The organism is Pyruvatibacter sp. HU-CL02332, from assembly GCF_040362765.1.
GTDB lineage: Bacteria > Pseudomonadota > Alphaproteobacteria > CGMCC-115125 > CGMCC-115125 > Pyruvatibacter.
In genome coordinates, this window is sequence record NZ_BAABWK010000001.1 from 876565 (window position 1) to 902500 (window position 25936).

Annotated in this window: 20 protein-coding genes, 1 tRNA gene and 2 rRNA genes (1 of these 23 cut by a window edge); 10 read left to right on the forward strand and 13 right to left on the reverse strand. The window is 56.6% G+C overall.

The genetic code is table 11. The features are described from left to right. Nucleotides 1-169 precede the first annotated feature (169 nt). The 5 genes from ABXH05_RS04080 (at nt 170) to ABXH05_RS04100 (ending at nt 7028) form a co-directional block, all read left to right on the forward strand. The gene (locus ABXH05_RS04080) at nt 170-2248 is read left to right on the forward strand and encodes a TonB-dependent receptor (RefSeq protein ID WP_353559897.1); all 2079 of its coding nucleotides are present in this window, start codon (nt 170-172) and stop codon (nt 2246-2248) included. Nucleotides 2249-2556: 308 nt separating this feature from the next. Beyond that, on the forward strand, nt 2557-4062 hold the full coding sequence (locus tag ABXH05_RS04085; RefSeq protein WP_353559898.1) for an MmgE/PrpD family protein: 1506 nt from the start codon (nt 2557-2559) through the stop codon (nt 4060-4062). Further along, nucleotides 4062-4955 (forward strand): methylisocitrate lyase, encoded by an 894-nt coding sequence (gene prpB / locus ABXH05_RS04090; RefSeq protein ID WP_353559899.1) that lies wholly within the window; start codon nt 4062-4064, stop codon nt 4953-4955. The genes ABXH05_RS04085 and prpB overlap by 1 nt, the downstream gene beginning before the upstream one ends. Nucleotides 4956-5015: 60 nt before the next feature. Next, a complete protein-coding gene (locus ABXH05_RS04095) occupies nt 5016-6161 on the forward strand; it encodes a bifunctional 2-methylcitrate synthase/citrate synthase (protein WP_353559900.1) in 1146 nt (381 codons plus the stop codon). A gap of 132 nt (nt 6162-6293) precedes the next feature. After that, nucleotides 6294-7028: a hypothetical protein gene (locus tag ABXH05_RS04100; protein WP_353559901.1), complete on the forward strand. Its 735-nt coding sequence runs from the start codon at nt 6294-6296 to the stop codon at nt 7026-7028. Here the strand turns inward: ABXH05_RS04100 and ABXH05_RS04105 are convergent. Further along, nucleotides 7018-8340: a ferredoxin reductase family protein gene (locus ABXH05_RS04105; protein WP_353559902.1), complete on the reverse strand. Its 1323-nt coding sequence runs from the start codon at nt 8338-8340 to the stop codon at nt 7018-7020. The two genes, ABXH05_RS04100 and ABXH05_RS04105, sit on opposite strands and share 11 nt — an antisense overlap. 131 nt (nt 8341-8471) lie before the next feature. On the opposite strand from ABXH05_RS04105, the gene ABXH05_RS04110 reads away from it, so the two are divergent. Beyond that, the gene (locus ABXH05_RS04110) at nt 8472-9230 is read left to right on the forward strand and encodes a hypothetical protein (protein ID WP_348137666.1); all 759 of its coding nucleotides are present in this window, start codon (nt 8472-8474) and stop codon (nt 9228-9230) included. 9 nt (nt 9231-9239) lie between these two features. On the opposite strand, the gene ABXH05_RS04115 is transcribed toward ABXH05_RS04110, so the two are convergent. Continuing rightward, nucleotides 9240-10028, reverse strand: coding sequence for a thioesterase family protein (locus ABXH05_RS04115; protein ID WP_353559903.1), 789 nt, complete (start codon nt 10026-10028; stop codon nt 9240-9242). 170 nt (nt 10029-10198) lie between these two features. Between ABXH05_RS04115 and ABXH05_RS04120 the strand changes: the two genes are divergently transcribed. Next, nucleotides 10199-10687 carry a winged helix-turn-helix transcriptional regulator gene (locus ABXH05_RS04120; RefSeq protein WP_353559904.1) on the forward strand — a complete coding sequence of 163 codons (489 nt, stop codon included), beginning with the start codon at nt 10199-10201 and terminating at the stop codon, nt 10685-10687. Here ABXH05_RS04120 and ABXH05_RS04125 read toward each other — a convergent pair. Beyond that, nucleotides 10684-12309: an ArnT family glycosyltransferase gene (locus tag ABXH05_RS04125; protein WP_353559905.1), complete on the reverse strand. Its 1626-nt coding sequence runs from the start codon at nt 12307-12309 to the stop codon at nt 10684-10686. The two genes, ABXH05_RS04120 and ABXH05_RS04125, sit on opposite strands and share 4 nt — an antisense overlap. A 168-nt stretch (nt 12310-12477) precedes the next feature. On the opposite strand from ABXH05_RS04125, the gene ABXH05_RS04130 reads away from it, so the two are divergent. Both ABXH05_RS04130 and ABXH05_RS04135 read left to right on the forward strand, forming a co-directional pair. Beyond that, nucleotides 12478-13353: a sensor histidine kinase gene (locus tag ABXH05_RS04130; protein ID WP_353559906.1), complete on the forward strand. Its 876-nt coding sequence runs from the start codon at nt 12478-12480 to the stop codon at nt 13351-13353. Between the two features lie 15 nt (nt 13354-13368). Next, entirely contained in the window at nt 13369-15051 is a 1683-nt protein-coding gene (locus tag ABXH05_RS04135; RefSeq protein WP_353559907.1) for an ATP-binding protein, read from the forward strand. A 4-nt stretch (nt 15052-15055) separates the two neighbouring features. On the opposite strand, the gene ABXH05_RS04140 is transcribed toward ABXH05_RS04135, so the two are convergent. From ABXH05_RS04140 to ABXH05_RS04170, 7 genes are all read right to left on the reverse strand, one after another. Beyond that, nucleotides 15056-15910: a universal stress protein gene (locus ABXH05_RS04140; protein WP_353559908.1), complete on the reverse strand. Its 855-nt coding sequence runs from the start codon at nt 15908-15910 to the stop codon at nt 15056-15058. 2 nt (nt 15911-15912) lie between these two features. After that, entirely contained in the window at nt 15913-17388 is a 1476-nt protein-coding gene (locus ABXH05_RS04145; RefSeq protein ID WP_461496277.1) for a SulP family inorganic anion transporter, read from the reverse strand. Nucleotides 17389-17650: 262 nt separating this feature from the next. Next, nucleotides 17651-18202, reverse strand: a complete 552-nt coding sequence (locus tag ABXH05_RS04150) for a hypothetical protein (protein WP_353559910.1) — start codon at nt 18200-18202, stop codon at nt 17651-17653. A 175-nt stretch (nt 18203-18377) separates the two neighbouring features. Next, complete coding sequence (locus ABXH05_RS04155) at nt 18378-19055, reverse strand: nitroreductase (protein WP_353560977.1); 678 nt, start codon at nt 19053-19055, stop codon at nt 18378-18380. Nucleotides 19056-19119: 64 nt separating this feature from the next. Further along, nucleotides 19120-19950: a hypothetical protein gene (locus ABXH05_RS04160; protein WP_353559911.1), complete on the reverse strand. Its 831-nt coding sequence runs from the start codon at nt 19948-19950 to the stop codon at nt 19120-19122. 288 nt (nt 19951-20238) lie between these two features. After that, the gene (locus ABXH05_RS04165; RefSeq protein ID WP_353559912.1) at nt 20239-20856 is read right to left on the reverse strand and encodes a hypothetical protein; all 618 of its coding nucleotides are present in this window, start codon (nt 20854-20856) and stop codon (nt 20239-20241) included. Beyond that, nucleotides 20853-21803: a haloalkane dehalogenase gene (locus ABXH05_RS04170; RefSeq protein ID WP_353559913.1), complete on the reverse strand. Its 951-nt coding sequence runs from the start codon at nt 21801-21803 to the stop codon at nt 20853-20855. The genes ABXH05_RS04165 and ABXH05_RS04170 overlap by 4 nt, the downstream gene beginning before the upstream one ends. Before the next feature lie 310 nt (nt 21804-22113). Between ABXH05_RS04170 and ABXH05_RS04175 the strand changes: the two genes are divergently transcribed. Further along, a complete protein-coding gene (locus tag ABXH05_RS04175; RefSeq protein ID WP_353559914.1) occupies nt 22114-22965 on the forward strand; it encodes a type 1 glutamine amidotransferase domain-containing protein in 852 nt (283 codons plus the stop codon). 323 nt (nt 22966-23288) lie between these two features. Here ABXH05_RS04175 and ABXH05_RS04180 read toward each other — a convergent pair. The 3 genes from ABXH05_RS04180 to ABXH05_RS04190 form a co-directional block, all read right to left on the reverse strand. After that, nucleotides 23289-23365, reverse strand: a tRNA-Met gene (locus tag ABXH05_RS04180). 168 nt (nt 23366-23533) lie between these two features. Then, nucleotides 23534-23648, reverse strand: a 5S ribosomal RNA gene (gene rrf, locus ABXH05_RS04185). Between the two features lie 100 nt (nt 23649-23748). Then, nucleotides 23749-25936: ribosomal RNA gene (locus tag ABXH05_RS04190) — 23S ribosomal RNA — on the reverse strand (it continues 550 nt past the right edge of the window).

The window sequence follows — 25936 nt, forward strand, 5'->3', positions numbered from 1 at the left end:
TCGCAAAAAGTCTGACCCAAAATGTCCGGCCAACAATACAAGCCAATCGATACGAACGCTATATATGTCGCGCAAAGGTTGCGTGGGGTTAACGATGACCACAGATACGTACTTTGATCGCGCCATAGGTGCTTGCGGCAGTGTTCCCGCGCCTTTATTGCTGTGACCCATGAAAAATACCCGACCAAACCACTTGGGTTTGGCAGTCGCCGCATCGGCTCTGCTGGCCGCCACCGCAACATTTGCCACCACATCCGCAGCCCAGGAGGCCGCCACAGAATCCGCAGTTGAGCTGGATCCTGTGGTGATCACGGCCACCAGGTCTCCGCAGCCCCAAAGCGAGCTGGCAGGCAACACGGCAGTTGTTGATAGCGAAGAGATAGAGCTCGTCAGCCAGGACAACCCGGCTGAACTGCTCAACCGCGTGCCCGGCGTCTATGTGCATTCGAATGACGGACAGGAGCACCTGACTTCAATTCGGTCACCGGTCCTCACCGGCGGTGCAGGCCAGGGCTCATTCCTCTATCTCGAAGATGGCATCCCTCTTCGGGCGGCAGGCTGGGGCAACGTCAACGGCCTCTTCGATGCGCAGTTTGAAACAGCGGAGCGCATAGAAGTCGTGCGCGGCCCTGGCTCAGCGCTCTATGGCTCCAACGCTGTGCACGGCCTCATCAACGTCATCACACCGGACCCAAGTTTTGTGGCCAAGCGTACACTGTCGTTTGAGACAGGCGGCCACCGCGACAAGGGCACAGCGGATGTAACGGGCGCCATTACGGACAACACAGCCTATCGTGCCAGCGTTGCTTTGCTTGAAGACGAGAGCTTCCGCGAGCACGCCAGTGTCGGCCAGCAGAAGGCAACCATAAGCCTGCTGCATGAGTCTGACGCCGACACCTTCAAGTTTCTCGTGTCAGGTCAAAACCTGAACCAGGAAACGGCAGGGTTCATTCGTGGTTTTGAAGCCTATCGCCAAAGCGACATTGCGCGGTCAAACCCAAATCCCGAAGCGTTTCGCGACGCCTGGTCACTGCGCACCTCCCTGCGCTGGGACCGTGAGATCAGCCCGGCAATGACGCTGTCTGTCACGCCCTTTGCGCGCGTCAACGATATGGAGTTCCTGCGCCACTTTGTGCCCGACCAGTCCCTTGAAGAAACCGGGCACTGGAGCGCTGGCGCCCTGACGTCTCTTTATGTGGACCTCGACGGCGGCCACTCAATCGTTGCCGGCCTCGACCTTGAGTACACCAATGGCTATCTCAAAGAGACCCAGTCGCGTCCAACCTTCGGCACGTTCACCCAAGGCATCCACTACGACTTTGAGGCAACGCAGACCGTTGTCGCTCCCTACGTTCATGCAGAATGGCAGGTAGCGCCGAAAACCCGCGTCACCACCGGCGTGCGCTTCGACTGGACGCGCTACGACTATGACAACCGGACCGCGTCCAACACTGTGGGACGTTTTCAGCGTGCCGCAGACCGCACGGACGATTTCTTCAACGTCACACCGAAACTCGGCATCGTCCATGAAGTAAAGGACGGCACTGAGGTCTACGCCAACATCGCGCGCGCCGCGCGGGCACCGCAGGTAACCGACCTCTATCGCCTGCAGCGCAATCAGGTCGTTGGCGATATCGATTCAGAAACACTGGACAGCTATGAAATTGGCGCGCGGACACAGGTCGGTCCCGTATCCGCATCACTCGCCGGTTTCTATGCCGAGAAGGACAACTTCTTCTTCCGCGACGCGGACGGCTTCAATGTGACGGACGGCGAGACATCCCATCGCGGTATTGAGTTTGATGGCACAGCGGACCTGCCGCTGGGTTTTGACCTCGGCGTATCCGGCACCTATGCGGTGCACCAATATGAGTTTGACCGGCCGATCACCAGTGCCGCGCAGCAAACCGAAGCCATCCGGTCCGGCACAGATGTCGATACAGCACCACGCTGGACAGGCAACGCGCGTCTGGGCTGGGAGTTCATGGACCGTGCCCGCGCTGAACTCGAATACGTGTTCGTCGATGAGTATTTCGTCGATGCCGCCAACATCAACGAGTATGACGGCCACAACGTGCTCAATCTGCGCGCCCGTGTGGACGTAACGGACAATGTTCAAGTCACAGGCCGCATCATGAATATCGGCAATGTGGAATTTGCAGAGCGGGCGGACTTTGCTTTCCGCAGTTTCCGCTATTTCCCGGGCGAACCAAGAACGGCCTATATCGGCACGTCTGTTTCGTTCTAGGCGCGTTCCACACAACAATCGTTCAACGGACCCGGCTGACGCCCCCATTGCCGCTACGTCAGCCGGGTTTTTCGTTTTGCGTACAAGTGTGTAAGCAGCGCGCTTACCCAACGCTAAATGCTGCCAGAAGCTTGACTCACAAAGGGAAAAAGCCAAAGTGGCGCCCAAATTGGACGCACGCGTAGCTGCTGCACGCATTTGTGCGCGCGCCAATAAAAACGGGTCCCATTAACCCCCGTCCGAGACACGGCCGACATCGCGGCCTGCGCCCGGATATTGCAACAAAACCGATCGAGAGAAACTTCCCCATGAAGAAGCACAAAGTCCGCGTCTATCCATCCAAGAAACATCTGCCGCGCGAGAAGCAGCTCGCCTGGAAGATGGCCGAAGTCTGCGCTGACAAAGTGCCGGTCGATAAAGACGTCGAAGCGATGATCATCAACCGCGTGATCGACAACGCTTCCGTCGCCATCGCCTCCGTGAACCGCCACGCTCCAGCCACCGCGCGCGTTCAGGCGCTGGCGCATCCGCGCAAGGGCGGCGCAACGGTCTTCGGCATGCCAAACAACCAGCGCTTCCACGCGGAGTGGGCAGCATGGGCAAACGGCACGGCTGTTCGTGAACTCGATTTCCACGACACATATCTTGCCGCTGACTACTCCCACCCTGGCGACAACATTCCACCGATCCTTGCGGTGGCTCAGCAGACCGGCCAGACCGGCAAGAACCTCGTTCGCGGCCTCGCAGCCGGCTACGAGCTTCAGGTCGACCTCGTGACAGGCATCTGCCTCCACGAGCACAAGATCGACCACATTGCTCATCTTGGGCCATCAGCTGCAGGCGGCATCGGTGCGATGCTGAAACTGCCGACTGATACAATCTATCAGTCAATCCAGCAGGCCCTGCACACGACGGTCTCTACGCGTCAGTCACGCAAGGGTGAGATTTCATCCTGGAAGGCGTTTGCACCATCTCACGCAGGCAAGCTCGCGATTGAAGCCGTTGACCGTTGCATGCGCGGTGAAGGGGCTCCTTCGCCAATCTATGAAGGTGAAGACTCTGTCATCGCCTGGATCCTTGATGGCCCAACCGCTGACTACACTGTGCCGCTTCCCGGTGCGGGCGAACCCAAGCGTGCAATCCTTGAGACCTACACCAAGGAACACTCCGCCGAGTACCAGAGCCAGGCTCTGATCGACCTCGCATTCCGCATGGGTGAAAAGATCGACGACTTCGACAAGATCAAGGAAGTCGTTATCCATACGTCACACCACACGCACTACGTGATCGGTACGGGCGCAAACGACCCACAGAAGATGGATCCCAAAGCCAGCCGTGAAACACTGGACCACTCGATCATGTACATCTTCGCCGTCGCCCTGCAGGACGGCGCATGGCACCATGTGAAGTCATACGCACCCAAGCGCGCAGCGCGCCCAGACACCGTGCGCCTGTGGCACAAGATCCGCACAACGGAAGATCCAAAGTGGACCGAGCGCTACCACTCACGTGACCCGAAGGTGAAAGCATTCGGTGCCCGCATCGAGATCATCTTCAAGGACGGCACGCAGCTCGAAGACGAAATGGCTGTGGCCAACGCACACCCCTACGGCGCACGTCCGTTTGAGCGTGAGCACTACATCAACAAGTTCATGACGCTGACCGACGGCATCATCACCAAGAACGAAGCTGATCGTTTCATTGAAACAGCTGAGCGTCTTCCCAAGCTCAAGGCAGACGAACTGGGCAACCTGAACGTCCAGGTACCTGCTGCCAAAGTGAAGCGCATCGCCGACAAGAAGGGCATCTTTTAATGCTGAATGTCACGAAGACCGCTGCTGAAAAGCGCAAGGCCTTCAAGGACGGGATCAACTCGGGGACGCTTCAGCGCGTCCCCGGGGCCTTCTCTCCCCTGGTTGCCCGCCTGCTGGAAGAACAGGGGTTTGACGGCATCTACATTTCCGGTGCCGTGCTCTCCGCTGATCTCGGCCTGCCGGATATCGGCCTGACCACACTCACCGAAGTAGCCACCCGTGGCCACCAGATTGCCCGCTCCACCAACCTGCCTTGCCTCATTGATGTGGACACAGGTTTTGGTGAGCCCATGTCCTCCTATCGCACGATGGTGGAAATGGAGAACCAGGGCCTCGCCGGCTTTCATCTGGAAGACCAGTTGAACCCCAAGCGTTGCGGCCACCTCGACAACAAGGAAGTGGTGCCAACGGAAGTCATGGTTCGGCGCATCAAGGCAGCGGTTGAAGCCCGCAAGGACCCCAACTTCACCATCATGGCCCGCACAGACGCGCGCTCTATGGAAGGTCTCGAAGCGGCCATCGACCGGGCCAAGGCCTATGTGGATGCCGGTGCTGACGCCATCTTCCCGGAAGCCATGAAGGACGAAAGCGACTTTGAAGCGTTCCGCAAAGGCATTGATGTCCCCATCCTTGCCAATATGACCGAGTTCGGGAAATCCGATCTGCTCACCACAACTCAGATGCAGAATCTCGGCATCAACCTGGTGATCTATCCGGTTACAAGCCTGCGCCTTGCCATGGGTGCTGTAGAGAGTGCCTTCGAGCGCATTCGCGACGAAGGGACCCAGGAAGGCGTCGTGCCGGACATGCAGACACGCGCCCGGCTCTATGAGCTTTTGAATTACGAAGACTACAACAAGTTCGACACGTCGATCTTCAACTTCAAGGTCTGACGAAACGATAACCGGTTGAACGGCACACCGTTATGACCGGCAACAGGAGGTGAAAACCAAATGAGCGACGTACCCGCCGAAGATATCAAATACGGCCTCGCCGGTGTCGTGACCGACACCACCGCCGTTTCAAAGGTGATGCACGAGACAAACTCTCTCACCTATCGAGGCTATGCCGTGCAGGACCTGTGCAAGCACGCTGACTTCATGCAGACAGCGTATCTGCTGTGGCACGGTCAGCTGCCGAACAAGGCCCAGCTCGCACAGCTGGTGGAACAGGAAATCGGCTTCCGCGCCATCTCTGACGATCTGCTCGCAGTCATCAAGCGCTTCAACAAGAACGCGCATCCGATGGACACGATCCGCACGGCCGTCAGTTTCCTTGGCCAGGAAGACCCGACAACGGAGGACGCCAGCGCTGAGTCCAATCTTGAAAAATCCATCAAGATGCTCGCCCGCATCCCGACCTGCATCGCAGCGGACTATCGTTGCCGTAATGGCCTTGAGCCCATCGCACCGGACCCCGAACTGGGTTTCTCGGAAAACTTCTTCAACATGTGCTTTGGCGAAGTGCCTGCACAGGAGGTCATCGATTGCTTCGACATCTCGATGATCCTGTATGCAGAGCACTCCTTCAACGCGTCCACATTTGCAGCACGTGTGATCACGTCCACAACATCTGACATCTATTCGTCAGTCGTTGGCGGCATCGGCGCGCTCAAAGGTCCGCTTCATGGCGGTGCCAACGAAGCTGTGATGCACATGATGATCGAAATCGATGACCCTGCAAAAGCCGCTCAGTGGCTGCGCGATGCTCTGGCATCAAAGCGCAAGGTCATGGGCTTTGGCCACCGCGTCTACAAGTCCGGCGACAGCCGAGTCCCGACCATGACGGAAGCCTTCTACAAGATGGCGGAGATCAAGGGCGGCGAGAAGTGGGTGGAGATGTCCAAGAATCTGGCTCAGACCATGATCGATGACAAGAACATCTATCCAAACCTCGATTTCCCGGCGGGGCCTGCCTACTACCTGATGGGCTTCGACATTCCCATGTTCACGCCATTGTTCGTCATGAGCCGCATCACTGGCTGGACCGCTCACATCATGGAGCAGGTGCCCGACAACAAGCTTATCCGCCCGCTTTCAGCCTATGTGGGCGAAGATCAGCGAGAAGTGGTGCCCCTGGACAAGCGCTCTGCCGCGTAACCGCGCGCACCACACAGATACTGAAAAGGCCCCGGCATTTGCCGGGGCCTTTTTTCGTTCATGTTGGCGTCATCTTGCCCCCCATATTGTGGGAGGCATACTCAATCGCATCACCTATCCGGGGGTCACAGGATGCGCCGTTTTCTCGTTAGCAGCCTCGCCATCATTGGCACTCTTGCCGCGACAGTTCTGATCTCAGCACCAGCCAGCGCGCAATATGGCGACGCACGCTCGGCCATGAGCGATCTGCAGCGCAACGCCCTCAAGGACGGGTGCTGGAAACGCTACTCAGGCAATCAGCACAAGCGCTACCAGTGTCTCAATGGTCAGGCCCACTGGAAGAATGCCCTTATTGATGGATGCCATGCCCGTTATTCCGGCAACGGATCCAAACTCAACCGTTGTTTGAACATGAGCAACCTCGGCGGCGGCGGTGGCTACTACGGCGGCGGTAACCAGCACGGCGGCTACTATGAGAACGATCCGTATGATGACGGATACTACAATGATGGCCCCTACGGGAACGGTCAGTATGGCAACAACCGCTATGGCAACCGGCAGAACCGCGATGGGTACTACGGCAATGATCCATATTATGGCGGCAACAACGGCCACGATCACAGCGACTACTACGGAAACAACAATTCCGGTGGCGGTGGTTTCTTCGGTGGCGGCGGATCATCCGGCCTGTCGGACCTGCAGCAAAACGCCCTCAAGGACGGCTGCTGGCAGCGCTATAGCGGCAATGACCGCAAGCGGCACTCATGCCTCAATGGCCAGGCCCATTGGCGCGATGCACTGCGCGACGGGTGCTGGAAACGCTACAACGGCAATCAGAAAAAGCTGAACCGCTGCCTTAGCTACTAGTCGTCTTGCTGAAGCGACGAAGGCTCCGTGCCATCAGCCAACCTGACATTTTGCGCAGACCCAGATCTGACCTGATTTCGAATTCTTCATAGTGGAACGCGCTTCGGCGCATCCCTTTGGCGACCAGTCCGTCTTTCAACGCCTTACGCATGGGCTTGGGACCACAGAAATGGGCATTCACGCCCTTGCCGACACCACCAACGGCATCAGAAATCATGTCCGCCGTGAGGCGTCCGGAGACCTTTGAATCCACCACATGCAATGTCAGCTGCGGATCTCTAGCTGCCGCAACCTCAAGCTCGTGAAGGCCCACCGCATTGTTTCTGGATTGAACGCTGTAGAAAAGATGCGTTGGTCGCGGTACCAGGTCACCTCGTCCAGACCAGGCCAGAAACGGAGTGATCCCGATACCGGCCCCAATCCACACATCGCAACTGCTCCGCTTTGACGGCAGGAAGTGGCCATAGGCCCGAGAGACCCGCGCCCGTGTGCCGACCGCAAGCTCACCCAAAGATCGCGTGTAATCGCCAAGAGCCTTGGCGGTGAACCGAATAGTCTTATCCGCATTGGGGGCAGAACTGATGGTGAAGGGATGCACTTCGCTTTTGCCCGGCACCACAAAAGAGACGAATGCAAATTGCCCCGCGAGGTGGGAGATGCCGCCCTTCAAAGGTTTGAGACTGATGGCAACCGTATCGTCGGTTTTATCAACCGCGGCCACCTCATAGGCGGCTCTGCCCTGAAGAATGCCGAATGGCACCAGTGTGTAGAGGTAGGAAAGTGTTCCGACCGCACAAAATGCTAGGACATAGACAGCAAGGGGGTCGCCCAGATCAAATGGCTTGCCGATAAAAATGAAGTGCAATGCTGATAGTACAAAGAACGCGCCCATGAATTTGTGCGTCAAACGCCAGAACTGATACGGCACCCACGTTGCGATGGTCAAAACGCCCAGAATGAGAATGCCGTAGAGGCTTATCTCACCCAGGGTCTCTGCAAACTCCATCAAGCCCGTCTGACGGCCAAGGGCCTCCATCTCGGCGTCAATGGTGTCGTGGAGCAAAATGGCGACAATGGCGCCGACACCAAGCCATTTGTGCAGCACATAGATGCGGTCAAGCCCACCGAAGATTGGCTCCAGAAATGCCATGCGCGTCGCCAGCAACTGGGACAGTCCCATGGCAACCAGCGCTGTGACACCGAGATACTGACTGAACAGGGCTTCCGCATCGCGGTTCGGCGTAAGCTGAGCAAACCAGTAGGCCGGAATGGCCAACGCGATGAGGACGATCACAACACCGAAAGAACGCATGGTTTTTCCTTTGAAGTCCGCTGTGGCTTTGTTGCGCCATCAAGTCAGCAACGAGCTGGGCAGGCGTGGGTTTGCAGTAACACAGATAAATCTCACGCTATAGTTGCCCGATTCGGCAAACTGAATTTGTAATGAGAACGAGTAGCGGCATGACGGCCAAAGCCAAAGACTTCGCTGAGATTTACGCCCGCTTTGGCGCGTCCATCGCGTCGCGTCATGATTGCGGGCGCTACTGCGCTCCGCTCAATGGCGGAGAGCCGGTGTGCTGCACGACGGGACACGCGATCCCGATTGTTCAAAAATCAGAATGGAAGCTTCTCAAGGGCCGCACGGACCTGTGGAGCAAATTTGAGCCCTTCGACAAGACCAGTCGCGAAATCGTTGATGACCTCCACTCAAGCTGCAAAGCAATTGAGTGCAAAGGTGCCGCCTTCTGCGAACGTGACAATCGCACGCTGGCCTGTCGGGCTTTCCCGTTCTTTCCGTACTTCAACAAGAAGCGCGAACTTGTGGGACTTGGATATTACTGGTCCTTCGAAGACCGCTGCTGGGTACTGTCGAACCTCGCCAGCGTAGAGAAGGAATTCGTCGATGAATTCCTGGCCTCCTACGAGCTGCTGTTTGAAAAAGATGACGAGGAACTCGAAGCTTTCGTGGATGAGTCCGCTTCCATGCGCCGCGTCTTCTCACGCCGCAAGGCGCCGCTGCCGATCATCGGCCGTGATGGGAAGCTCTACAAGATTTTGCCCAAGACCAAAGGCAAACTGGTGCCCGCCAAGCCGTCGGACTTCAAAGCCTATGGTGCCTACAAGTCGCCCAAGGCGTATCGCAAGGCCGTGCGCGAAGAAAACGGCGACCCAGAAGCGCCTTTCCCTCCTGTCGTTCGGTAGAGACTGCTTCTAGGCGTCTTCAGGCATTGGCAGCAAAGCCACGCTTTGCCCGGACCGCCCGATCCACCCGCGCGCGTCAAATATTTCTGCCTCGGTAAAACCGGTGCCGGTCGGGTGCCAACTGCTACGTGGCCGAACGCCGATCCATTCGCCCTCAGGGAGGCGGGAGAGGTGCAGCGAGATATCAGCATTGGGCCACCCGCCAGCCTTGGGCCGGTTGCCATCCAGATAGGTCACAAACAAGGTGGCATAATCGGCGATGGCAATTGTTTGAGCAAACGGCGTGGAGGCGGCCGTCAGCGGCTGTTTTGGACGTACCCAGACCATGCGAGCAGCCTTGTCGTCGCGCACCTCAACAGCAGACAGATAGGTCTTGGTGTTGAAGACAGGGCTGAAATCCCACCCGGTCAAAGCATCAGGATCACTCGGGGCGTCAGGATACGGCTCCATGCCCGGCACCGGAACATCGTTCAAGAATGCCATGCTGACCTTGGAGCGCAGCTTGCCGCCCGCAATGAGACTGTTCTCAACGACCGTAAGCCGTGCCCCTTCGCGCACGATTTCTGTTTGGGTCTCGAATTCCTCCAGCGGAGCAGGTCGCACCAGATAGGCAGTTGCTGACACAGGCTTGCCCCATCCCTTGTCGAGGCCCATGGCCTCGAGCTCACCGGTCAACAGACCGGACACAACGCCCCCATGCAGACCACCGAAAGGACCCATGGCGTGGGCGGTCGGCTGCCACTTGTCGCCTGCACGCTCAACAACCGGGCCATTGGTTTTCTCAGTAGAATTGGTCATGTACGCCCGCGCCTCATCCAAAAAAGGCCGGAAACCGGCCAAAACGATGGCTGGAAGGTGGGTTCAAAAACAAAACGCGTCAAGGTAGAATTATGCAAATCAGGGTGTGAAATGCTGCAAGTCATTGCTCCCACCCGGATCCTTTTGCCCACTTGCTGGAGCCAACAAAAATGCGCTGGAACGACCTACCAAAAGTCTCCTGTTCCGTTGCCCGGACCATGTCCGTCATTGGCGACAGATGGACCATGCTGGTGCTGCGCGATCTTTTCCTTGGCATCCGCCGCTTTGAGGATTTTGAAAAGCGCCTGGGCATTGCACGCCCGGTTCTGTCTCAACGACTAAAGAAGCTGGTGGAAGAAGGGGTGCTCGACAGGGTCCGCTACGAAGAGCGTCCAGCACGGTTTGAGTATCGCCTCACACCAAAAGGCCGGGATCTCTATCCCATCATCATCACGCTCACCAACTGGGGCGACAAGCACATGGCAGGAGACGCAGGACCACCCGTCGTAACGCGCCACAAGCCATGTGGTGGCTTCGTCACGCCACAACTGACATGTCCCGATTGCGGTGAGCCCATCCAGGCCAAAGACATGCAGGCTGTCCCCGGCCCCGGCGCCGAGGCAACCGAGCATCAGCCTGCCTCCAAAAAGCAGGCCTAACGGCAGCGTCCTGAGCCGGGCATCAACACTGCGGCAAACTGGGATGTCTTGTAGTCGTCCGGCCGGAAGGCATGGCCATGCGGGAGCCGATAGGCTTCAACGCTTGCGTCATCCGGCAAACCCGTCAGTTCCGCATAGCTAAGCGCTGACGCAGGAACCACGACGGTCGCGTCTCTTTCCCCACCCCGCCACACGATGAGGCACTGCCCGGGATCAGATGAGCCAGCGTCGCGTATTGGCGGATCGTAATAACCGTAATTGAGAGCAACCACGCGAGCCATTGGGAAATGCGTCCGCAAATTGCCTGCGATATGCTCATCCCCAGCCAAAAGGGTACCGCCGGAAAAACCCAAGTCCCGCACTTTATCAGCAAGATCTGTATACGGAACTTCAAGGCGACACTTCCCGCAGGTGACTTGAGAGGGATACACAAAACCCGCAAGACGCCATCCAAGGGCAAGCAGCGTGAGCCCGAGTATCACCCACATCAAAGCCCTGATCTGCCGACGACTGGGTCGGGCAGCCCGCATGGCCGCAACCAGGTAGATCGGTGCCAGCAGCATCAGGGGATGCATCCAGCGTTCTCCATAGTGCGCGACGCCCGCCACAAGTACGGGGACGATCAGGACAGCGATCCCAAACAGCAGTGTATCGCGCACCAACCGAACAGGGTCAGCACCGGTTGTGCCGTGTGTACCTGGATGGGCGATGGTGGCAGGTGCAAAGCTGCGTGGAACGATAATCAGCATCAAGGGGATCAGCGGCGATAAAAACAACAAAGGCGCCCGTATGCTGGACCACAAGCCAGATAGAACCTGTGCAGCAACACCCTCACTGCCCGGCCGCGCGAGCGTTGCACTTGCTGCGCCCCCAAAATCAAACCCGCTCGATAACGCCCACACATAGTGCGGGCCCGCCAGAAGCGCGACCACAGCAATGGCAATCAGGGAGTACCAACTGAACAACACCCGCCGGTACCCCGGCTGCATCAGCATCGCGAACATCAAGGCAGCCAGACCAGCAAAATAGGCCTGCTTGGACAGGGCACCGATGGCGACCACCACGCCAATTCCCGCATACGCCCATACACGCCCAACAGAAGAAGAAGAAGCCGTCGCCCGCAGAACCGTGAGCAGCGTCAATGGTGCAGCCAACGTCAAGAAGATGGTGTGCGTGACACCCTCATGGGCGTTCCATGCGACCTGAAACAACAACAGGACGGACAAGGTAGCCAAAACGGCCCAGCCATCGTGGGCGAGCACACGGCGCGCAGCAAAGAAGTATGCAACCAGAGCACCCCACAATGCCGCGTATTTAACAATCAGTGTGCTGAGTGCGCCCGGCCCCGTGATTTGGTGCACCACCCACAAGGCCCAGGCAGGAAGTGGTGGATATTTCGGCGTCTGCCCCCAATCAAGCGTCTGCGCGTAGAGAGTTTCCCCCACCCAATCGACCGCAATCACGTCGGAGAACGGCAGGCGGACGAGCATATGTGCCAACACATAGACGCCGGCCATGACCATCACAGCGGTCGTGACACGCCAGCCATCCGGCCAGATTTTCAGGGTCCGGTCGATCGGAGGCGCTGAGGCTGACCTTGCAGAAGAATAGTTACGGGGCATACGGATCCAGAAACTCAGCTCTATTTATGAACAACGGTTCAAACTAGGGTGTGGCATTACGGGACTCAACCGCCCTAATTCTCACTGAAAACAAGGGCTTTAGCCTTATGCGTTCATTAGGACTTACTTACTACCATTAAACTGATTGAGGGTTTTCTGGTCCATTTCATGCTGCGAAACACAGACAAAAGTTCAGGCTCAAGGTCGCTGCTGTCGAACTATTCCTCGACGCTGGGGGCACAGATTGACCGCCGTCGCTCGGAGTTAGCGCTCGTCGCCTCCTCCAAGGAAGCCGAGACCGCAAGCCGCGCGAAAAGCGAGTTTCTGGCCAATATGAGCCATGAACTGCGCACGCCGCTCAATGCCATTCTCGGCTTTTCAGAAATTATCCATCAAGGCCGCTTTGGCTCCGACGCGCAAAGCTGGGAGCGGTACCAGAGTTACGCCGGCGACATCCACGAGGCGAGCACACATCTGCTCCACGTCGTGAACGATATTCTTGATATGTCGCGCATCGAAAGCGGGCGTCTGGAACTAGATTTCCAGGAAGTTTCCGCGACAGATCTGTTTGCAGGCGTTCAAAACATGCTCGCGGAGCGGGCCGAACAGGCAAAGCTGACACTGAGCATCGACATCGAAGACGGCCTGCAAAACCTCGAAGCTGACGAACGCCGTCTAAAACAGACCCTCATCAATCTTGCCGGCAATGCTATCAAGTTTACCGAACCAGGTGGCAAGGTAACCCTCGGCGCGCGCAAAGCCGGGCTGGGTATAGCCCTATTTGTGGCTGACACAGGTGTTGGCATGACACCAGGTCAGTTGGCCACAGCAATGGAGCCATTCCGTCAGGTGGACGGCACATTGGCGCGCCAACAAGAAGGCACAGGCCTTGGCCTGCCGCTCGCAAAAGCTTTTGCTGAGCTTCACGACGCAAATTTCAGCATATCCAGCACACCGGGGACAGGCACCACAGCGCTCATCCGGTTTCCAATACATCGCATCCGCAAAACCGAACCGGCATCACTTTCAGCCGCCGTTGACTAAGGGAGCAACGGGTCCATGGTAGAGATAAACACACTCAGCAGCTTTGATACGAACAAGCCACGCTTGGCGGCGACCGCCGGCTTTGCCATTGGGCGCATCGTCTCGGTTTCAGGCTCACAGGCTGTGGTCGTGCTCGATAGCGATGACAATGGAAGGCCGACCGGTGGCACGCCGTCCATGGGGTCACTCGTCAAGATCATCAGCCGCGAAGGATTGGTCATCGGCATTGTGTCAGGCCTCAGCATTCCAGTGCCTGCCAGCAGCGCTGATGAGCACGAGCTCAAGATTCTCGAAATCGAGATGGTTGGTGAGATCGTTACCGCCCGCGACGGCACTCCGAACCGTGCATTCCGGCGCGGTGTGTCCGCATTTCCAACACTTGGGTCTGAAGTCCATCTGGCCGCCAGCGAAGATCTAAGCATCATCTTCAGCAGCGACGCCTCAGGTATCGTACGCATTGGATCGATCCAGCAGGACGAAAACATTCCTGCGCACATCATTCCAGATGACCTGCTCGCAAAACACTTCGCGGTTGTTGGCACAACTGGAACCGGTAAATCATGCGCCGTCTCGCTCATTCTGCGAGGCATGATGCAGGAGCATAAGAACGCTCACATAGTGGTTCTTGATCCACACAATGAATACGCACCAGCCTTCGGCGACCAGGCAGAAGTCATCGGACCAGAGTCGCTTCAGCTCCCCTACTGGTTGTTGAACTTCGATGAGCTTGTCGAAGTACTCCTGGGTGGTGAAACCGGACGACGGGTCGAAATGGAAGTGTTGCGCGAAATCATTCCGATCGCAAAACAGAACTACCGTGCCGGTGCAGGGGAAGCATCCTCACTCGTCCGCAAGACGCCAAGTGGCAGCGGCAACACAATCACCGTGGACACCCCCGTGCCATATCGCATCTCGGATTTGATCCAGATGCTGGACACCATGATGGGCAAACTCGACAAGCCAGAGAGCCTCGTCCCGTATAAGCGACTTAAGGCACGTATCGAAGCGCTGACCGTTGACGGGCGTTACGCCTTCATGTTCGGCGGCCTGACCGTGCGGGACATCATGCGTGATGTGATCGGGCGTATCTTCCGTGTGCCCGTTGACGGCCGCCCCATCACCGTGATGGACCTTTCAGGCGTACCAGCTGAAATTCTCAACGTGGTTGTCTCTGTGGTCTGCCGTATGGCCTTTGACCTGGCGATGTGGAGCGACCGACAGGTGCCCATCACCATCGTCTGCGAGGAAGCACATAGGTATGTGCCACGCAACGCAGCCCTTGGCTTTGAACCCACGAAGCGCGCCATCTCCAAGATTGCCAAGGAAGGCCGCAAATACGGTGTAAGCCTGTGCGTGGTTACCCAGCGTCCATCAGAGATTGATCCAACGATCCTGTCCCAGACCAGCACCATTTTCGCCATGCGCCTGACAAACCAGAACGACCAGGAAATTGTGCAGGCCGCTGTGTCGGACGCCGCCGTCAGTCTGCTCGAGTTCCTGCCATCCATGGGCAATGGGGAAGCAATAGCCATTGGCGAAGGTGTGCCTCTGCCAATGCGCATTCGGTTCGACCGGCTGCCCGATGGATTTGCACCTCGCTCGAATGGGGCCTCCTTCTCAGAAGGCTGGAAGGAAGATCGCGGCAGCGCCGAATTCGTGGATGCCGTCATCGACCGCTGGCGCGGCCAGCGCGACTAAACACTTACCGGTAGAGCAACACCGGGATCATGCAAGACCGGATCATCTCGGTTGTTGTGGATCCGATGATGAGGTTGCGAATGCGTGAGTGCCCATAGGCACCCATCACCAGCAGACCATATCCACCGGTCTCAACTTCCGCCGCAATCACCTTCTCAGATTGCCCGGGCTTGATATCACAGCTCGTCTCATATCCAGCTTCACGCAGCTGCGTTGCCGCCTCTTCAATCTGAGTGCGCGATGCTGCTGTTTCCTGACCAACCATCAACAGATGGCAGGCGATGCCGGAGAAGATCTGGCTGCGGATCATGTGGTCAATCGCCTTGCCCACACTCTCCCCGCCATCAAAGGCAATCAGCAACTTTGAAGCAGGCTCAAATTTCCGCGAAGCCACGAGCACGGGGCGCTGGGTTGACCGAACCACACGCTCAAGATTTGAGCCAAGATGCAGCTTGGCAAAATCAGCAGCCTCGCCACGCTTGCCGACCACGATCATATGCGCATCGAGTTCAAGTTCCTGAACGGTCTCTGCGATGTCGCCATAGCGCAGCGATGTCGTGACGTCAGACACCCCCGCTTGCACGACATGATCCTTTGCGTCTTCAAGCAGGGCCCGCCCACGCTTTTGTGTGAGCTTGGCCTTTTGCGCATCAAGCTCGGCCAACTCTTCCAGCAGGGCCGTGCGTGCACCAAGTCCGATATTGCCGCTGAAGTCAGCCTTGTCGGCCGCTCCTTCGCGGCGGCCAAGCACATGCAGCAGCTCAACGCTGGCACCAGCCCGCTTGGAAACCCACGCGGCGGCATCACACACACTGTGCGCGTAGACGGAGCCGTCAATAAGAGCGATCGTCTTCAACATGGCTAGTGGCCCATTACTTTTTCTAGAGCACCTGGTTCGTCCTTGATGCTCAGTTCATCCACAATCGTCTCGCTGGCTTTGTTCATGCCAATCAACTCAACCTCAGCCCCTTCTCGGCGGAACTTGAGCACCACCGAGTCGAGCGCTGTGACGCTGGAGATATCCCAGATATGCGCCCGCGACACATCAATGGTGACATGTTCCAGCGCTTCTTTGAAATCAAAGGCTGCCAGAAAGTCCTCGACAGAGGCAAAGAACACCTGCCCCTCCACCACATAGGTGCGCGCGGTGCCTGCATCATTGACGTGAGAGGAGACGCGGAAGATCTGCGCGATCTTGCCCGCAAAGAAGATGCCGGACAGCAGCACACCGACCAGAACACCAATGGCAAGGTTATGGGTGGCAACCACTGTCACCACGGTTGCCAGCATCACAATGGATGAGCTGCGCGGGTGGTGGCGCAAATTCTTGATGGATGACCAGCTGAACGTCCCGATGGACACCATGATCATGATCGCAACAAGCGCTGCCATGGGGATCTGCTTCACCCAGTCACCCAGCACAACGATGAGGAACAACAAAAAGATGCCAGCACAGAACGTGGACAATCGCCCGCGACCACCGGATTTCACATTGATCATCGACTGACCAATCATCGCGCACCCGGCCATGCCACCAATAAATCCTGTCGCAGTGTTGGCAACACCCTGCCCAATGCATTCCTGATTGCGGTCACTCTTGGTGTCCGTCAGGTCATCAACAATCGAGGCGGTCATGAGGGATTCAAGCAGCCCGACCGCAGCCACAGCAGCGGAGTACGGCAGAATGATTTCCAGCGTTTCCCATGTCAGCGGAATATCCGGCAGCAGGAAGATGGGTAGCGTCGATGGCAACTCGCCCATGTCGCCCACATTGCGCAAATCAAAACCGAAATAGAGCGTCAGGGCCGTCAGCACGATGATGCACACCAGGGGCGACGGTACGGCCGTCGTGATGCGCGGAAACAGGTAGATGATGGCAAGGCCACCGGCGACCATCACATAGGTGAGCCAGGGCACACCGATCAGCTCCGGCAGCTGCGCCATGAAAATCAGGATCGCCAGCGCGTTTACAAAGCCGGTCATGACCGACTGCGACACAAACCGCATAACCTGCCCAAGCCGCAGGAAGCCCGCCGCAATCTGCATCAGCCCCGCAAGCACCGTCGCAGCCAGCAGATACTCAAGCCCGTGATCTCGCACCAGAGTAACCATCAGCACAGCGGTCGCTGCCGTTGCGGCGGAGATCATGCCCGGTCGACCACCAACAATCGCCGTAATCACCGCAATCGAAAATGACGCATAGAGCCCGACCTTGGGATCAACACCGGCAATGATGGAAAACGCAATGGCTTCAGGGATCAGCGCCAGTGCCACAACAAGGCCCGACAGCACATCACCACGAATATTGCCGAGCCACTCATGCTTGAGCCGCGGCAGAGAAAACTGAGACAAGCGAGAACTCCGCTTCAGGACACGAAAAAGAAAAGGGTGCGCCAGTCAGATGACCGGAACGCACCTCTATTGCACTGCACAATAACCGATTTGACCATCGGTACACGGCCCATAAGGGGGAGGCAGGCATGCGATTGGGTTACAGAGCGCAGACCGGCTCGCTTGCAGCCCTTATTCCGCCAGTCTCGGCGGTTTCAGGTGCCCCACGCATCCCTGCAACGTCACCAGGCCGACGCAGGTCAACCGATCAGGTCAAAGGCACCTGGCCTCCTGATCTGCACAGCCGCATATTCGCGATGTATGCGGTCTCCTTCGCGGTTGTGCTGGCGTCTGGATTTCGCACCTTCGGCATGAGGTCTGCGATCACATCAGCGATGACATATCGCTTGGCCGCATCAGCGAAATCACTCTCCGACCCGTACTTCACCGTCAGCTCCACGATCGGATTACCGTAATGCATCGTGCACCGCATTTGCGCGCGGGCACGGTCAACAATGAAGTGGCTGAAGTTGCGGGACTCTCCCAGCTTTGCAGCGTGCACCAACGCCAGGTCCTGCGCCTGCTGCACGGTGGTCACTTCACTCACCACCGAGTTTACGACGAAAGTCGTTTCATCAATCTGCTTGTCGTCATACCCGGTGGAAGGACCATCAGCGGCCAGATAAAGCCAGGTACGCTCCTGATAAGTGGTTGGCGTGAACGCCCAAGACCGCAGTCCTGCTTTGGCCTCTGGTGAGCACCCGCTCAACACAAGCGCCGCACCAGCCAGAAATACAGCCGCACTTATCTTGGCCAACATCATCCGCCCCCAAATCAACACCACCACAACCTGTCTAAACCTTGCCGCACAGAAGCCAGACAGGTCAATGCAAGGCAAACCACTCCGCCACAAAACACCTTAAAAAAAGCCCGCCGGCGGGTGCCAGGCGGGCTTTCTGATCTTTGGGTTTGTCGGGCATACCCGAAGTGGCATGCTAATCGTCGAAACCCAAAAACACAGCGGCCTCATCAACACTCTTGCGTTCCGAGACAACTGCATTGGCTGGAAAAGTTTCATCCGGCCAGCCGAGCGCCACGGCCTTCATGATGACCTGATCATCCGCAATGCCGGCATGCTCGCGCACCACAGGCGACTGCATGATGCCCTGACTGTTGATGACGGCACCAAGTCCACGAGACCAAGCAGCATTGACCAGTGCCGTCGTCACGGCGCCACAGTCGAATGGCGTGTCATCGCTCTCGGCAAGGTTGCGGTCATAGGTGACGATCACACAGACAGGCGCATCGAACTGACGAAAGCCGCGCAGCACCCAATCCTGGCGCCCTTCTTTGTCTTCGCGGGCGATCCCCATGGCAGCAAACAATTGCTTGGCCACGCCGACCTGACGATCCCGGTGCTTACCTTCAAACGGCTGCCCGATACGGAATTCACGCGAGTGCGGCACGCCCGCCAGATTGCGCTCCGTGTTGCCTGCACGAATGCGGTCGAGCGGCTCACCTGACAGAACGTAGAAGCTCCAGGGCTGCGTGTTCATGGAAGATGGCGCCCGCATGGCCAGAGCCAGAACTTCTTCAATCAACGCTTTTGGAACAGGATCGGGCTTGTAGCCGCGGATACTCCGGCGGCCCATGATTACGTCATCAAACTGCATCACTCGTCCTTTGGAAATTTTCGATGCCACGACCTATCGGCTATTGCCGCGCAGGACAAGCCGCCTAGGTGTCTCGTCCTGATTTCAGAGCAGTAGCTGAGTTGGGCCTCTGGCGCTTGGACCCATTCAAATCCAAATAGGCGGCCCACACCAATGCAACGGAGAACAGCTCAAATCCAATATGCACAAAGGGCACCGGCGCCGTAGAAATCATTGGCCACATCACAAAATACTGCGGCACCAACATTACTGCGATGGCCAAGCGCATGTAAAAGCGCACTCGATGATCACGCACCAGAAGCTCTATCACCAGCAGTTTGAGGGCAAAATTGATGCCTTGCTGCCCCTGAAAGCCGACAAGAATGGCGTCCAGGCCAACATACCCCATGTTCGAATGGGTCCAGTACGCTACCTGCGGAAAGCAGAGCATGACGCCCGCCATCACGAGGTAGTAGCAAGCCAGTCGTTCGGAGAACGATCCACCTTGATACGAACGCACAAAGGTTCGTGGCATAGAGAAGATGGCATCCCGCGTCGGGCCAAAGCGCTGCCACAGAAATCCCGCATGTAAAATTCGTGCACTGATCAACAACAACTGTATTGCTGTAAGTGGCAAGGAGTCTCCATTGAGCCCCTGCGCCCACAATGCAGCGATCAGAATGAAAAATGTAATGCCGCCTGTGAGCCGAAAAAGGTTGTACCAGATGAGTTGGCGGCGAACCAAAATCATCACCACGAGATCAGAGAAGATCGGGATCGTCGCGTAGTGACCCACAAGCATCTGTGCTGGATCGCTATAGTCGCGCCACAGCAGCGCGACCGCCAAAAGCACGTCCAGAAGCAAAATCGAGCAGATGTGAGTCTTGCTCAGCTCAGGCTTGTCTAACACGGTCATTGCTCGCTTCACGCCTTAGAGTCTGAAATCACTTGGAGGATCGAAGGGACATTCCTTGGCCGCTAATGCTCCTCCCCTATCCGCACGACAATAACACCATCCGCAACACCATCGGCCAGGGGCGCAGAATGCCCGATCATAGTCTTCATCTTGCGAAAGTTTGTTCGATCAATCCAAAATTTGGCGCTATCCATCCTGCGCGCCTTTCCCGTCGCAGGCGTTGGTAGGAAGTCCAAATAAAATTCTGCGCGAGGCAAGCAAGGCGCAACAGAGAGCTACTTGGCACCCTTACAAAGTGACCGGCCCCTGAAAGCTTCGGAGCTCCCCGCCGCCGAAGCCCCAGAAGAAAGCACGGGTCGGGGTTGGCAATTCAACGATCAAGGGATCAGTGAGTGTAACATGTTTCAGCTCTGCGCCCTCGGGCAGAACGCGGCTCGCATCATTGTCTGGTTCCCCGATGACTTCCACATAGTCACCATCCGGGAGCGTGAGAATCCGCAGCGTTCGCCCCTCCTCGAAGCCCAGCGTGTGAGCCTTATCCACCACCACGTCCATGGGTCCATTCGGTTTGGTGGGCGGCGTGACACTGTCCGCCCTGGCGACATTGATAAAGTGGTGTTCACCTATGACACGCTCGCGCACAGGAGACGTGGGTGCGCCAGGCGAATGCCGAAAGGCAGCCGCATCCATCGAAGCTTCCCCGGCGCCGCTTTTGACGAGGGGCGCCTCAACAACCAACGCGTCATAATCTCCTTGTGACACCGCACTGCTGCACATCCAAACCTGGCCTGTGCTCGTATCTGTCACTTCCATGTAGAGGCCCTTCGCGCCACGAACGAGGAAAGAGTCCTCTGTGAGCGTGTCTTGCATCAAGTTTTGGAGCGAGAGCTTGTCGGTCGTTGTCATAATGTTTTTCCGTCCTGTGAGGTAAGAAATCGAATGACCTCGTGTGAATAGGCTTCCGGAATGTCTTCCAGCAGAAAGTGGCTGCCGCCTTTTAAAATGATGGGCTCGATCGCTTGCGCCCCGGGAATAGCAGGTCGCACGGTTTTGTGTCCTTTGGGCGCAATCTGGTCTTTGTCCGAAAAGAGATTAAGGAACGGCTTTTCAAACGCCTTCAGCTTTTCAAGCGCGTGCCAATTTTCAATCAGGATTGGGTTGTCGTTCCGCGTGGGCAGCATTTGTGTGAACTGCCGATTGCCGGTCAGATAGGTCTTGTCCGGATAGGGAGCTGCAAAGCCTGCAACATCCTGCGCAGGCATATTGGATTTCACAATTTTTGAAAGCATCTTCCAATGCTGCCAATTCTTTTTGTAGCGGACGTAGAGTTGAAATGCCCGGAGCATGCCCGCCCCCGGCCGTGCCATCTTTTCAATTGGCGCACTTGGGTCGAGCACAGGTATCCCCGTGTTGGACATGATGATGCTGCTCACCCGGTCCTGATGATCCGCTATCGCTCGCAGGCCGATCATCCCCCCCCAATCGTGCAGAATGAAATGGGCATGGGTGAGGTGGAGTTTCTCAAAAAGCGCTTCCGCAACCCACTTTTCATGGCGGTCTATGGTGTAGTCGCTCATCTTTGTCGGCTTGTCAGAGCGCCCCATCCCGATCATGTCTATCGCGATGGCGCGATAGCCGGCCTCTGCGAGCACCGGGATCAGTTTGCGCCACATGTAGGACCATGTGGGATTGCCGTGAATCATGACAACCGGCTGCGCCTCTTGCGGACCTTCGTCCACATAATTCATGCGCAAGGTGCCACCCTCGAAGTCAGACACTTCGACATAGTTTGGCAAGAAAGGGTAACCCGCTAGGTTTTCAAAACACTCATCAGGTGTTCGTCGAAACTCCAAATCTTATTCTCCCCACACTTCCAAAAAGTTCAAACTGATGCGTAGCCACACGCAAGACTGAGTTCTCTGGCGCAATCAAATGCCTGCCGAGGTTTCATTCTTCCAAACAATCAGGAACGTCTGTCCCATCCTGAAGAGATGAATCATCTGCGATGATGATCACAGGCACGATCATGCGCCCAATTTTCGGCACAACCTCACCCGCAAAACAAATGACATTACTAGTGTCACTTTAAATTGACATGGAGAATGTCAATTGTCTAGATGTCTGGAGGTTTTTTGCCACCCCTTCTGACTGGAGTATGTCACCATGAAGAAACTCGGTTTAGTCGTAGGTTGCCTGGCTGTTTTAGTCGGTCTCTTCCTGGCAGCACTGCCAACGCTACTCCATACCGCAGGCCTTCACCCCACCTATCCCGGGGAGACGATTGATCTTTCAGGCAAGCGGGCTCTGGTCATCGCCACGAACCATGGGGTGCTGAATGCACCTGGTGAAACCACAGGCAACCCGACCGGCGTGATGGCATCCGAGTTGACCATCGCCTACTACAAGTTTCTGGATGCAGGGATGGAGGTCGATGTTGCCAGCGTCAAAGGCGGTGAGATCCCCATAGACCCTCAAACCCTTTTGTTCATGATCAAAACACCGGAGGACAACCGCTTTCTGGACGACCCTGACCTCCAGGCGAAGGTCACCAATTCAAAACGCATCGATGATCTCGATTTTGCCGGATACGACATCATCTTCATGTCTGGCGGGTGGGGCGCAGCCTATGACCTGGGTTACTCTCAGGTGCTGGGCAACAAAATCAGCGATGCTTATGCTGCCCGAACACCGATCATTGGGTCGGTCTGTCATGGCGCTTTGGGATTGATCAACGCGCGCGACACAGAGGGTGCGCCGCTAATTGCAGGGCGACGTATTGCAGGCGTGACCAATAAGCAGCTTGAAGAACTGGGAATCAAGATCACCCCCATGCACCCTGAAACAGAACTCAGAAATGCTGGTGCCATGTATGAAAGCCGGTCCGCATTTCTCGACTTCTTTGCGACCCATGTAGCCATTGATGACGAACGCCGGTTTGTCACTGGCCAAAATCAGAACTCCGCCCACGAGACTGCCTACAAAATGATGGTGTTGGCAGCCGAAGTACAAGGGTGACAAAGAACCACGCGAATTCGCACCAAACTGGATGTATGCCCTCGGAATCGGCGCAACCAAATGGTGGCCGCCTGAACTCAACAGATCAGCATCAATTCGGTTCGGACGGTGCAGGGCTTGGCGGAAAAATACGTAGCGAATGTGGAGCTGGTTACAGCTGGGACACTCGGAACACATCCTGCAGATATCTGCATGCTCTCAACCAGATAGACAACCAGTGATCACCTACCAAACCACAACCCTCAGGTTTTTCACCAAAAGCTGGCGGGGAGCCAAACAGCAAAAAGCCCCTGATGCGATAAGCATCAAGGGCTTTTTGATTTTGGTTGCGGGGGCAGGATTTGAACCTGCGACCTTCAGGTTATGAGCCTGACGAGCTACCGGGCTGCTCCACCCCGCGCCAATACGCGTGCGCCACAAAAGCGGCTTGCGTCTCCATCAACGAAGGCTGACGGGGCCAAAGTCGGCTTGGAGCCGCGTCATGTTGAAGAGAGCGTGTGTTCTACGGCCAAAACGGCCAGTTGTTTCATGAATGAGGGATCTTGATCATACGCGCTGTGTTTTGCAGGCCCGGCAACGACCTACTCTCCCACGCCTTAAGACGCAGTACCATCGGCGCTGAGGAGTTTAACGGCCGAGTTCGGGATGGGATCGGGTTTAGGCTCCTCGCAATAATCACCGAGCCGGCAAAAAACAGCGAGTATGAGTATGAATACACCGGAATTTGTATCAATAGCCGTCACGCGCTGACTAAGTCAGCCGTAACGGGCATGGGTAATGAGAACGATCAAACCGATCGAGCGATTAGTACTCGTTAGCTTCACGCGTTACCGCGCTTCCACACCGAGCCTATCAACGTGGTGGTCTTCCACGGCTCTCAAGGGAGAACTCGTTTCGAGGTGGGTTTCACGCTTAGATGCTTTCAGCGTTTATCCCGACCATACATAGCTACCCGGCTATGCTGCTGGCGCAACAACCGGTCCACCAGAGGTATGTCCATCCCGGTCCTCTCGTACTAGGGACAGATCCTCTCAATTCTCCTACACCCACGGCAGATAGGGACCGAACTGTCTCACGACGTTCTAAACCCAGCTCACGTACCTCTTTAATTGGCGAACAGCCAAACCCTTGGGACCTGCTCCAGCCCCAGGATGAGATGAGCCGACATCGAGGTGCCAAACAACCCCGTCGATATGGACTCTTGGGGGTCATCAGCCTGTTATCCCCGGCGTACCTTTTATCCGTTGAGCGATGGCCCTTCCACGCGGGACCACCGGATCACTATGACCGACTTTCGTCTCTGCTCGGTTTGTCAACCTCGCAGTCAGGCAGGCTTATGCCATTGCACTCAACAACCGATTTCCGACCGGTCTGAGCCCACCATCGCGCGCCTCCGTTACTCTTTGGGAGGCGACCGCCCCAGTCAAACTACCCACCATACATTGTCCCAGGCGTTGTAGCGCCGTGGTTAGACATCAATAAGGACAAGGGTGGTATTTCAAGGGTGACTCCACTCGAGCTGGCGCCCGGGCTTCAAAGTCTACCACCTATCCTACACATGTCGTCACTAATGCCAATGTAAAGCTGTAGTAAAGGTGCACGGGGTCTTTCCGTCTAACCGCGGGTAGCCCGCATCTTCACGGGCAATTCAATTTCGCTGAGTCGATGCTGGAGACAGTGGGGAAGTCGTTACGCCATTCGTGCAGGTCGGAACTTACCCGACAAGGAATTTCGCTACCTTAGGACCGTTATAGTTACGGCCGCCGTTTACCGGGGCTTCGATTCAAAGCTCTCACCTCTCCTCTTAACCTTCCGGCACCGGGCAGGCGTCAGACCCTATACGTCGTCTTGCGACTTCGCAGAGCCCTGTGTTTTTAGTAAACAGTCGCTACCCCCTGGTCTGTGCCCCCTATACCTGGTTGCCCAAGTATAGGGCCCTCTTCTCCCGAAGTTACGAGGGCAATTTGCCGAGTTCCTTCAGCATCGTTCTCTCAAGCGCCTTAGTATACTCTACCTGTCCACCTGTGTCGGTTTAGGGTACGGTCGTTATGGAGGGGCTATTTCCTGGAACTCCTTCTCAGCTAGTCCAATCCAATAAGGACTAACCATATACGGAATTCGTCACCACCTCCCGGCCCAGGAATATTGACCTGGTTCCCATCGACTACGCATTTCTGCCTCGCCTTAGGGGCCGGCTAACCCTGCGCAGATTAGCTTTACGCAGGAACCCTTGGACTTTCGGCGAGAGGGTCTCTCACCCTCTTTATCGCTACTCATGTCAGCATTCTCACTTCCGATATCTCCAGGTGCCCTCGCGGGTCACCCTTCACAGACTTACGGAACGCTCCGCTACCGCGTACAAATCCCGAAAGAAATGTACACCCGCAGTTTCGGTGAATGGCTTAAGCCCCGGTACATCTTCGGCGCAGGAGCGCTTGATCAGTGAGCTGTTACGCTTTCTTTAAAGGGTGGCTGCTTCTAAGCCAACCTCCTGATTGTCACTGCACTCCCACATCCTTTCCCACTTAGCCATTACTTAGGGACCTTAACTGGCGGTCAGGGCTGTTTCCCTTTTCACTACGGACCTTAGCACCCGCAGTGTGTCTGCCGCGCAGTACTCCTCGGTATTCGGAGTTTGGTTAGGTTTGGTAAGACGGTGAGTCCCCCTAGCCCATCCAGTGCTCTACCCCCGAGGGTATAATCGCGACGCTCTACCTAAATAGATTTCGCGGAGAACCAGCTATTTCCAGGTTTGATTGGCCTTTCACCCCTAGACACAAGTCATCCCCGCATTTTTCAACATACGTGGGTTCGGTCCTCCAGTGCATGTTACTGCACCTTCAACCTGCTCATATCTAGATCACCTGGTTTCGGGTCTAATCCGACAAACTCATTCGCCCTATTAAGACTTGCTTTCGCTGCGCCTACACCTATCGGCTTAAGCTTGCTTGCCAGATTAAGTCGCTGACCC

Bases quoted from the DNA above. Each gene is read 5' to 3' on its own strand.
- ABXH05_RS04125 (WP_353559905.1), bottom strand. From the start codon at position 12,309: ATGCCCCGTAACTATTCTTCTGCAAGGTCAGCCTCAGCGCCTCCGATC.
- ABXH05_RS04165 (WP_353559912.1), bottom strand. From the start codon at position 20,856: ATGACAACGACCGACAAGCTCTCGCTCCAAAACTTGATGCAAGACACG.
- prpB (WP_353559899.1), top strand. From the start codon at position 4,062: ATGCTGAATGTCACGAAGACCGCTGCTGAAAAGCGCAAGGCCTTCAAG.
- ABXH05_RS04175 (WP_353559914.1), top strand. From the start codon at position 22,114: ATGAAGAAACTCGGTTTAGTCGTAGGTTGCCTGGCTGTTTTAGTCGGT.
- ABXH05_RS04135 (WP_353559907.1), top strand. From the start codon at position 13,369: ATGGTAGAGATAAACACACTCAGCAGCTTTGATACGAACAAGCCACGC.
- ABXH05_RS04150 (WP_353559910.1), bottom strand. From the start codon at position 18,202: ATGTTGGCCAAGATAAGTGCGGCTGTATTTCTGGCTGGTGCGGCGCTT.
- ABXH05_RS04080 (WP_353559897.1), top strand. From the start codon at position 170: ATGAAAAATACCCGACCAAACCACTTGGGTTTGGCAGTCGCCGCATCG.
- ABXH05_RS04110 (WP_348137666.1), top strand. From the start codon at position 8,472: ATGAGAACGAGTAGCGGCATGACGGCCAAAGCCAAAGACTTCGCTGAG.
- ABXH05_RS04095 (WP_353559900.1), top strand. From the start codon at position 5,016: ATGAGCGACGTACCCGCCGAAGATATCAAATACGGCCTCGCCGGTGTC.
- ABXH05_RS04130 (WP_353559906.1), top strand. From the start codon at position 12,478: ATGCTGCGAAACACAGACAAAAGTTCAGGCTCAAGGTCGCTGCTGTCG.
- ABXH05_RS04160 (WP_353559911.1), bottom strand. From the start codon at position 19,950: ATGACCGTGTTAGACAAGCCTGAGCTGAGCAAGACTCACATCTGCTCG.
- ABXH05_RS04100 (WP_353559901.1), top strand. From the start codon at position 6,294: ATGCGCCGTTTTCTCGTTAGCAGCCTCGCCATCATTGGCACTCTTGCC.
- ABXH05_RS04120 (WP_353559904.1), top strand. From the start codon at position 10,199: ATGCGCTGGAACGACCTACCAAAAGTCTCCTGTTCCGTTGCCCGGACC.
- ABXH05_RS04085 (WP_353559898.1), top strand. From the start codon at position 2,557: ATGAAGAAGCACAAAGTCCGCGTCTATCCATCCAAGAAACATCTGCCG.
- ABXH05_RS04115 (WP_353559903.1), bottom strand. From the start codon at position 10,028: ATGACCAATTCTACTGAGAAAACCAATGGCCCGGTTGTTGAGCGTGCA.
- ABXH05_RS04155 (WP_353560977.1), bottom strand. From the start codon at position 19,055: ATGCAGTTTGATGACGTAATCATGGGCCGCCGGAGTATCCGCGGCTAC.
- ABXH05_RS04105 (WP_353559902.1), bottom strand. From the start codon at position 8,340: ATGCGTTCTTTCGGTGTTGTGATCGTCCTCATCGCGTTGGCCATTCCG.
- ABXH05_RS04140 (WP_353559908.1), bottom strand. From the start codon at position 15,910: ATGTTGAAGACGATCGCTCTTATTGACGGCTCCGTCTACGCGCACAGT.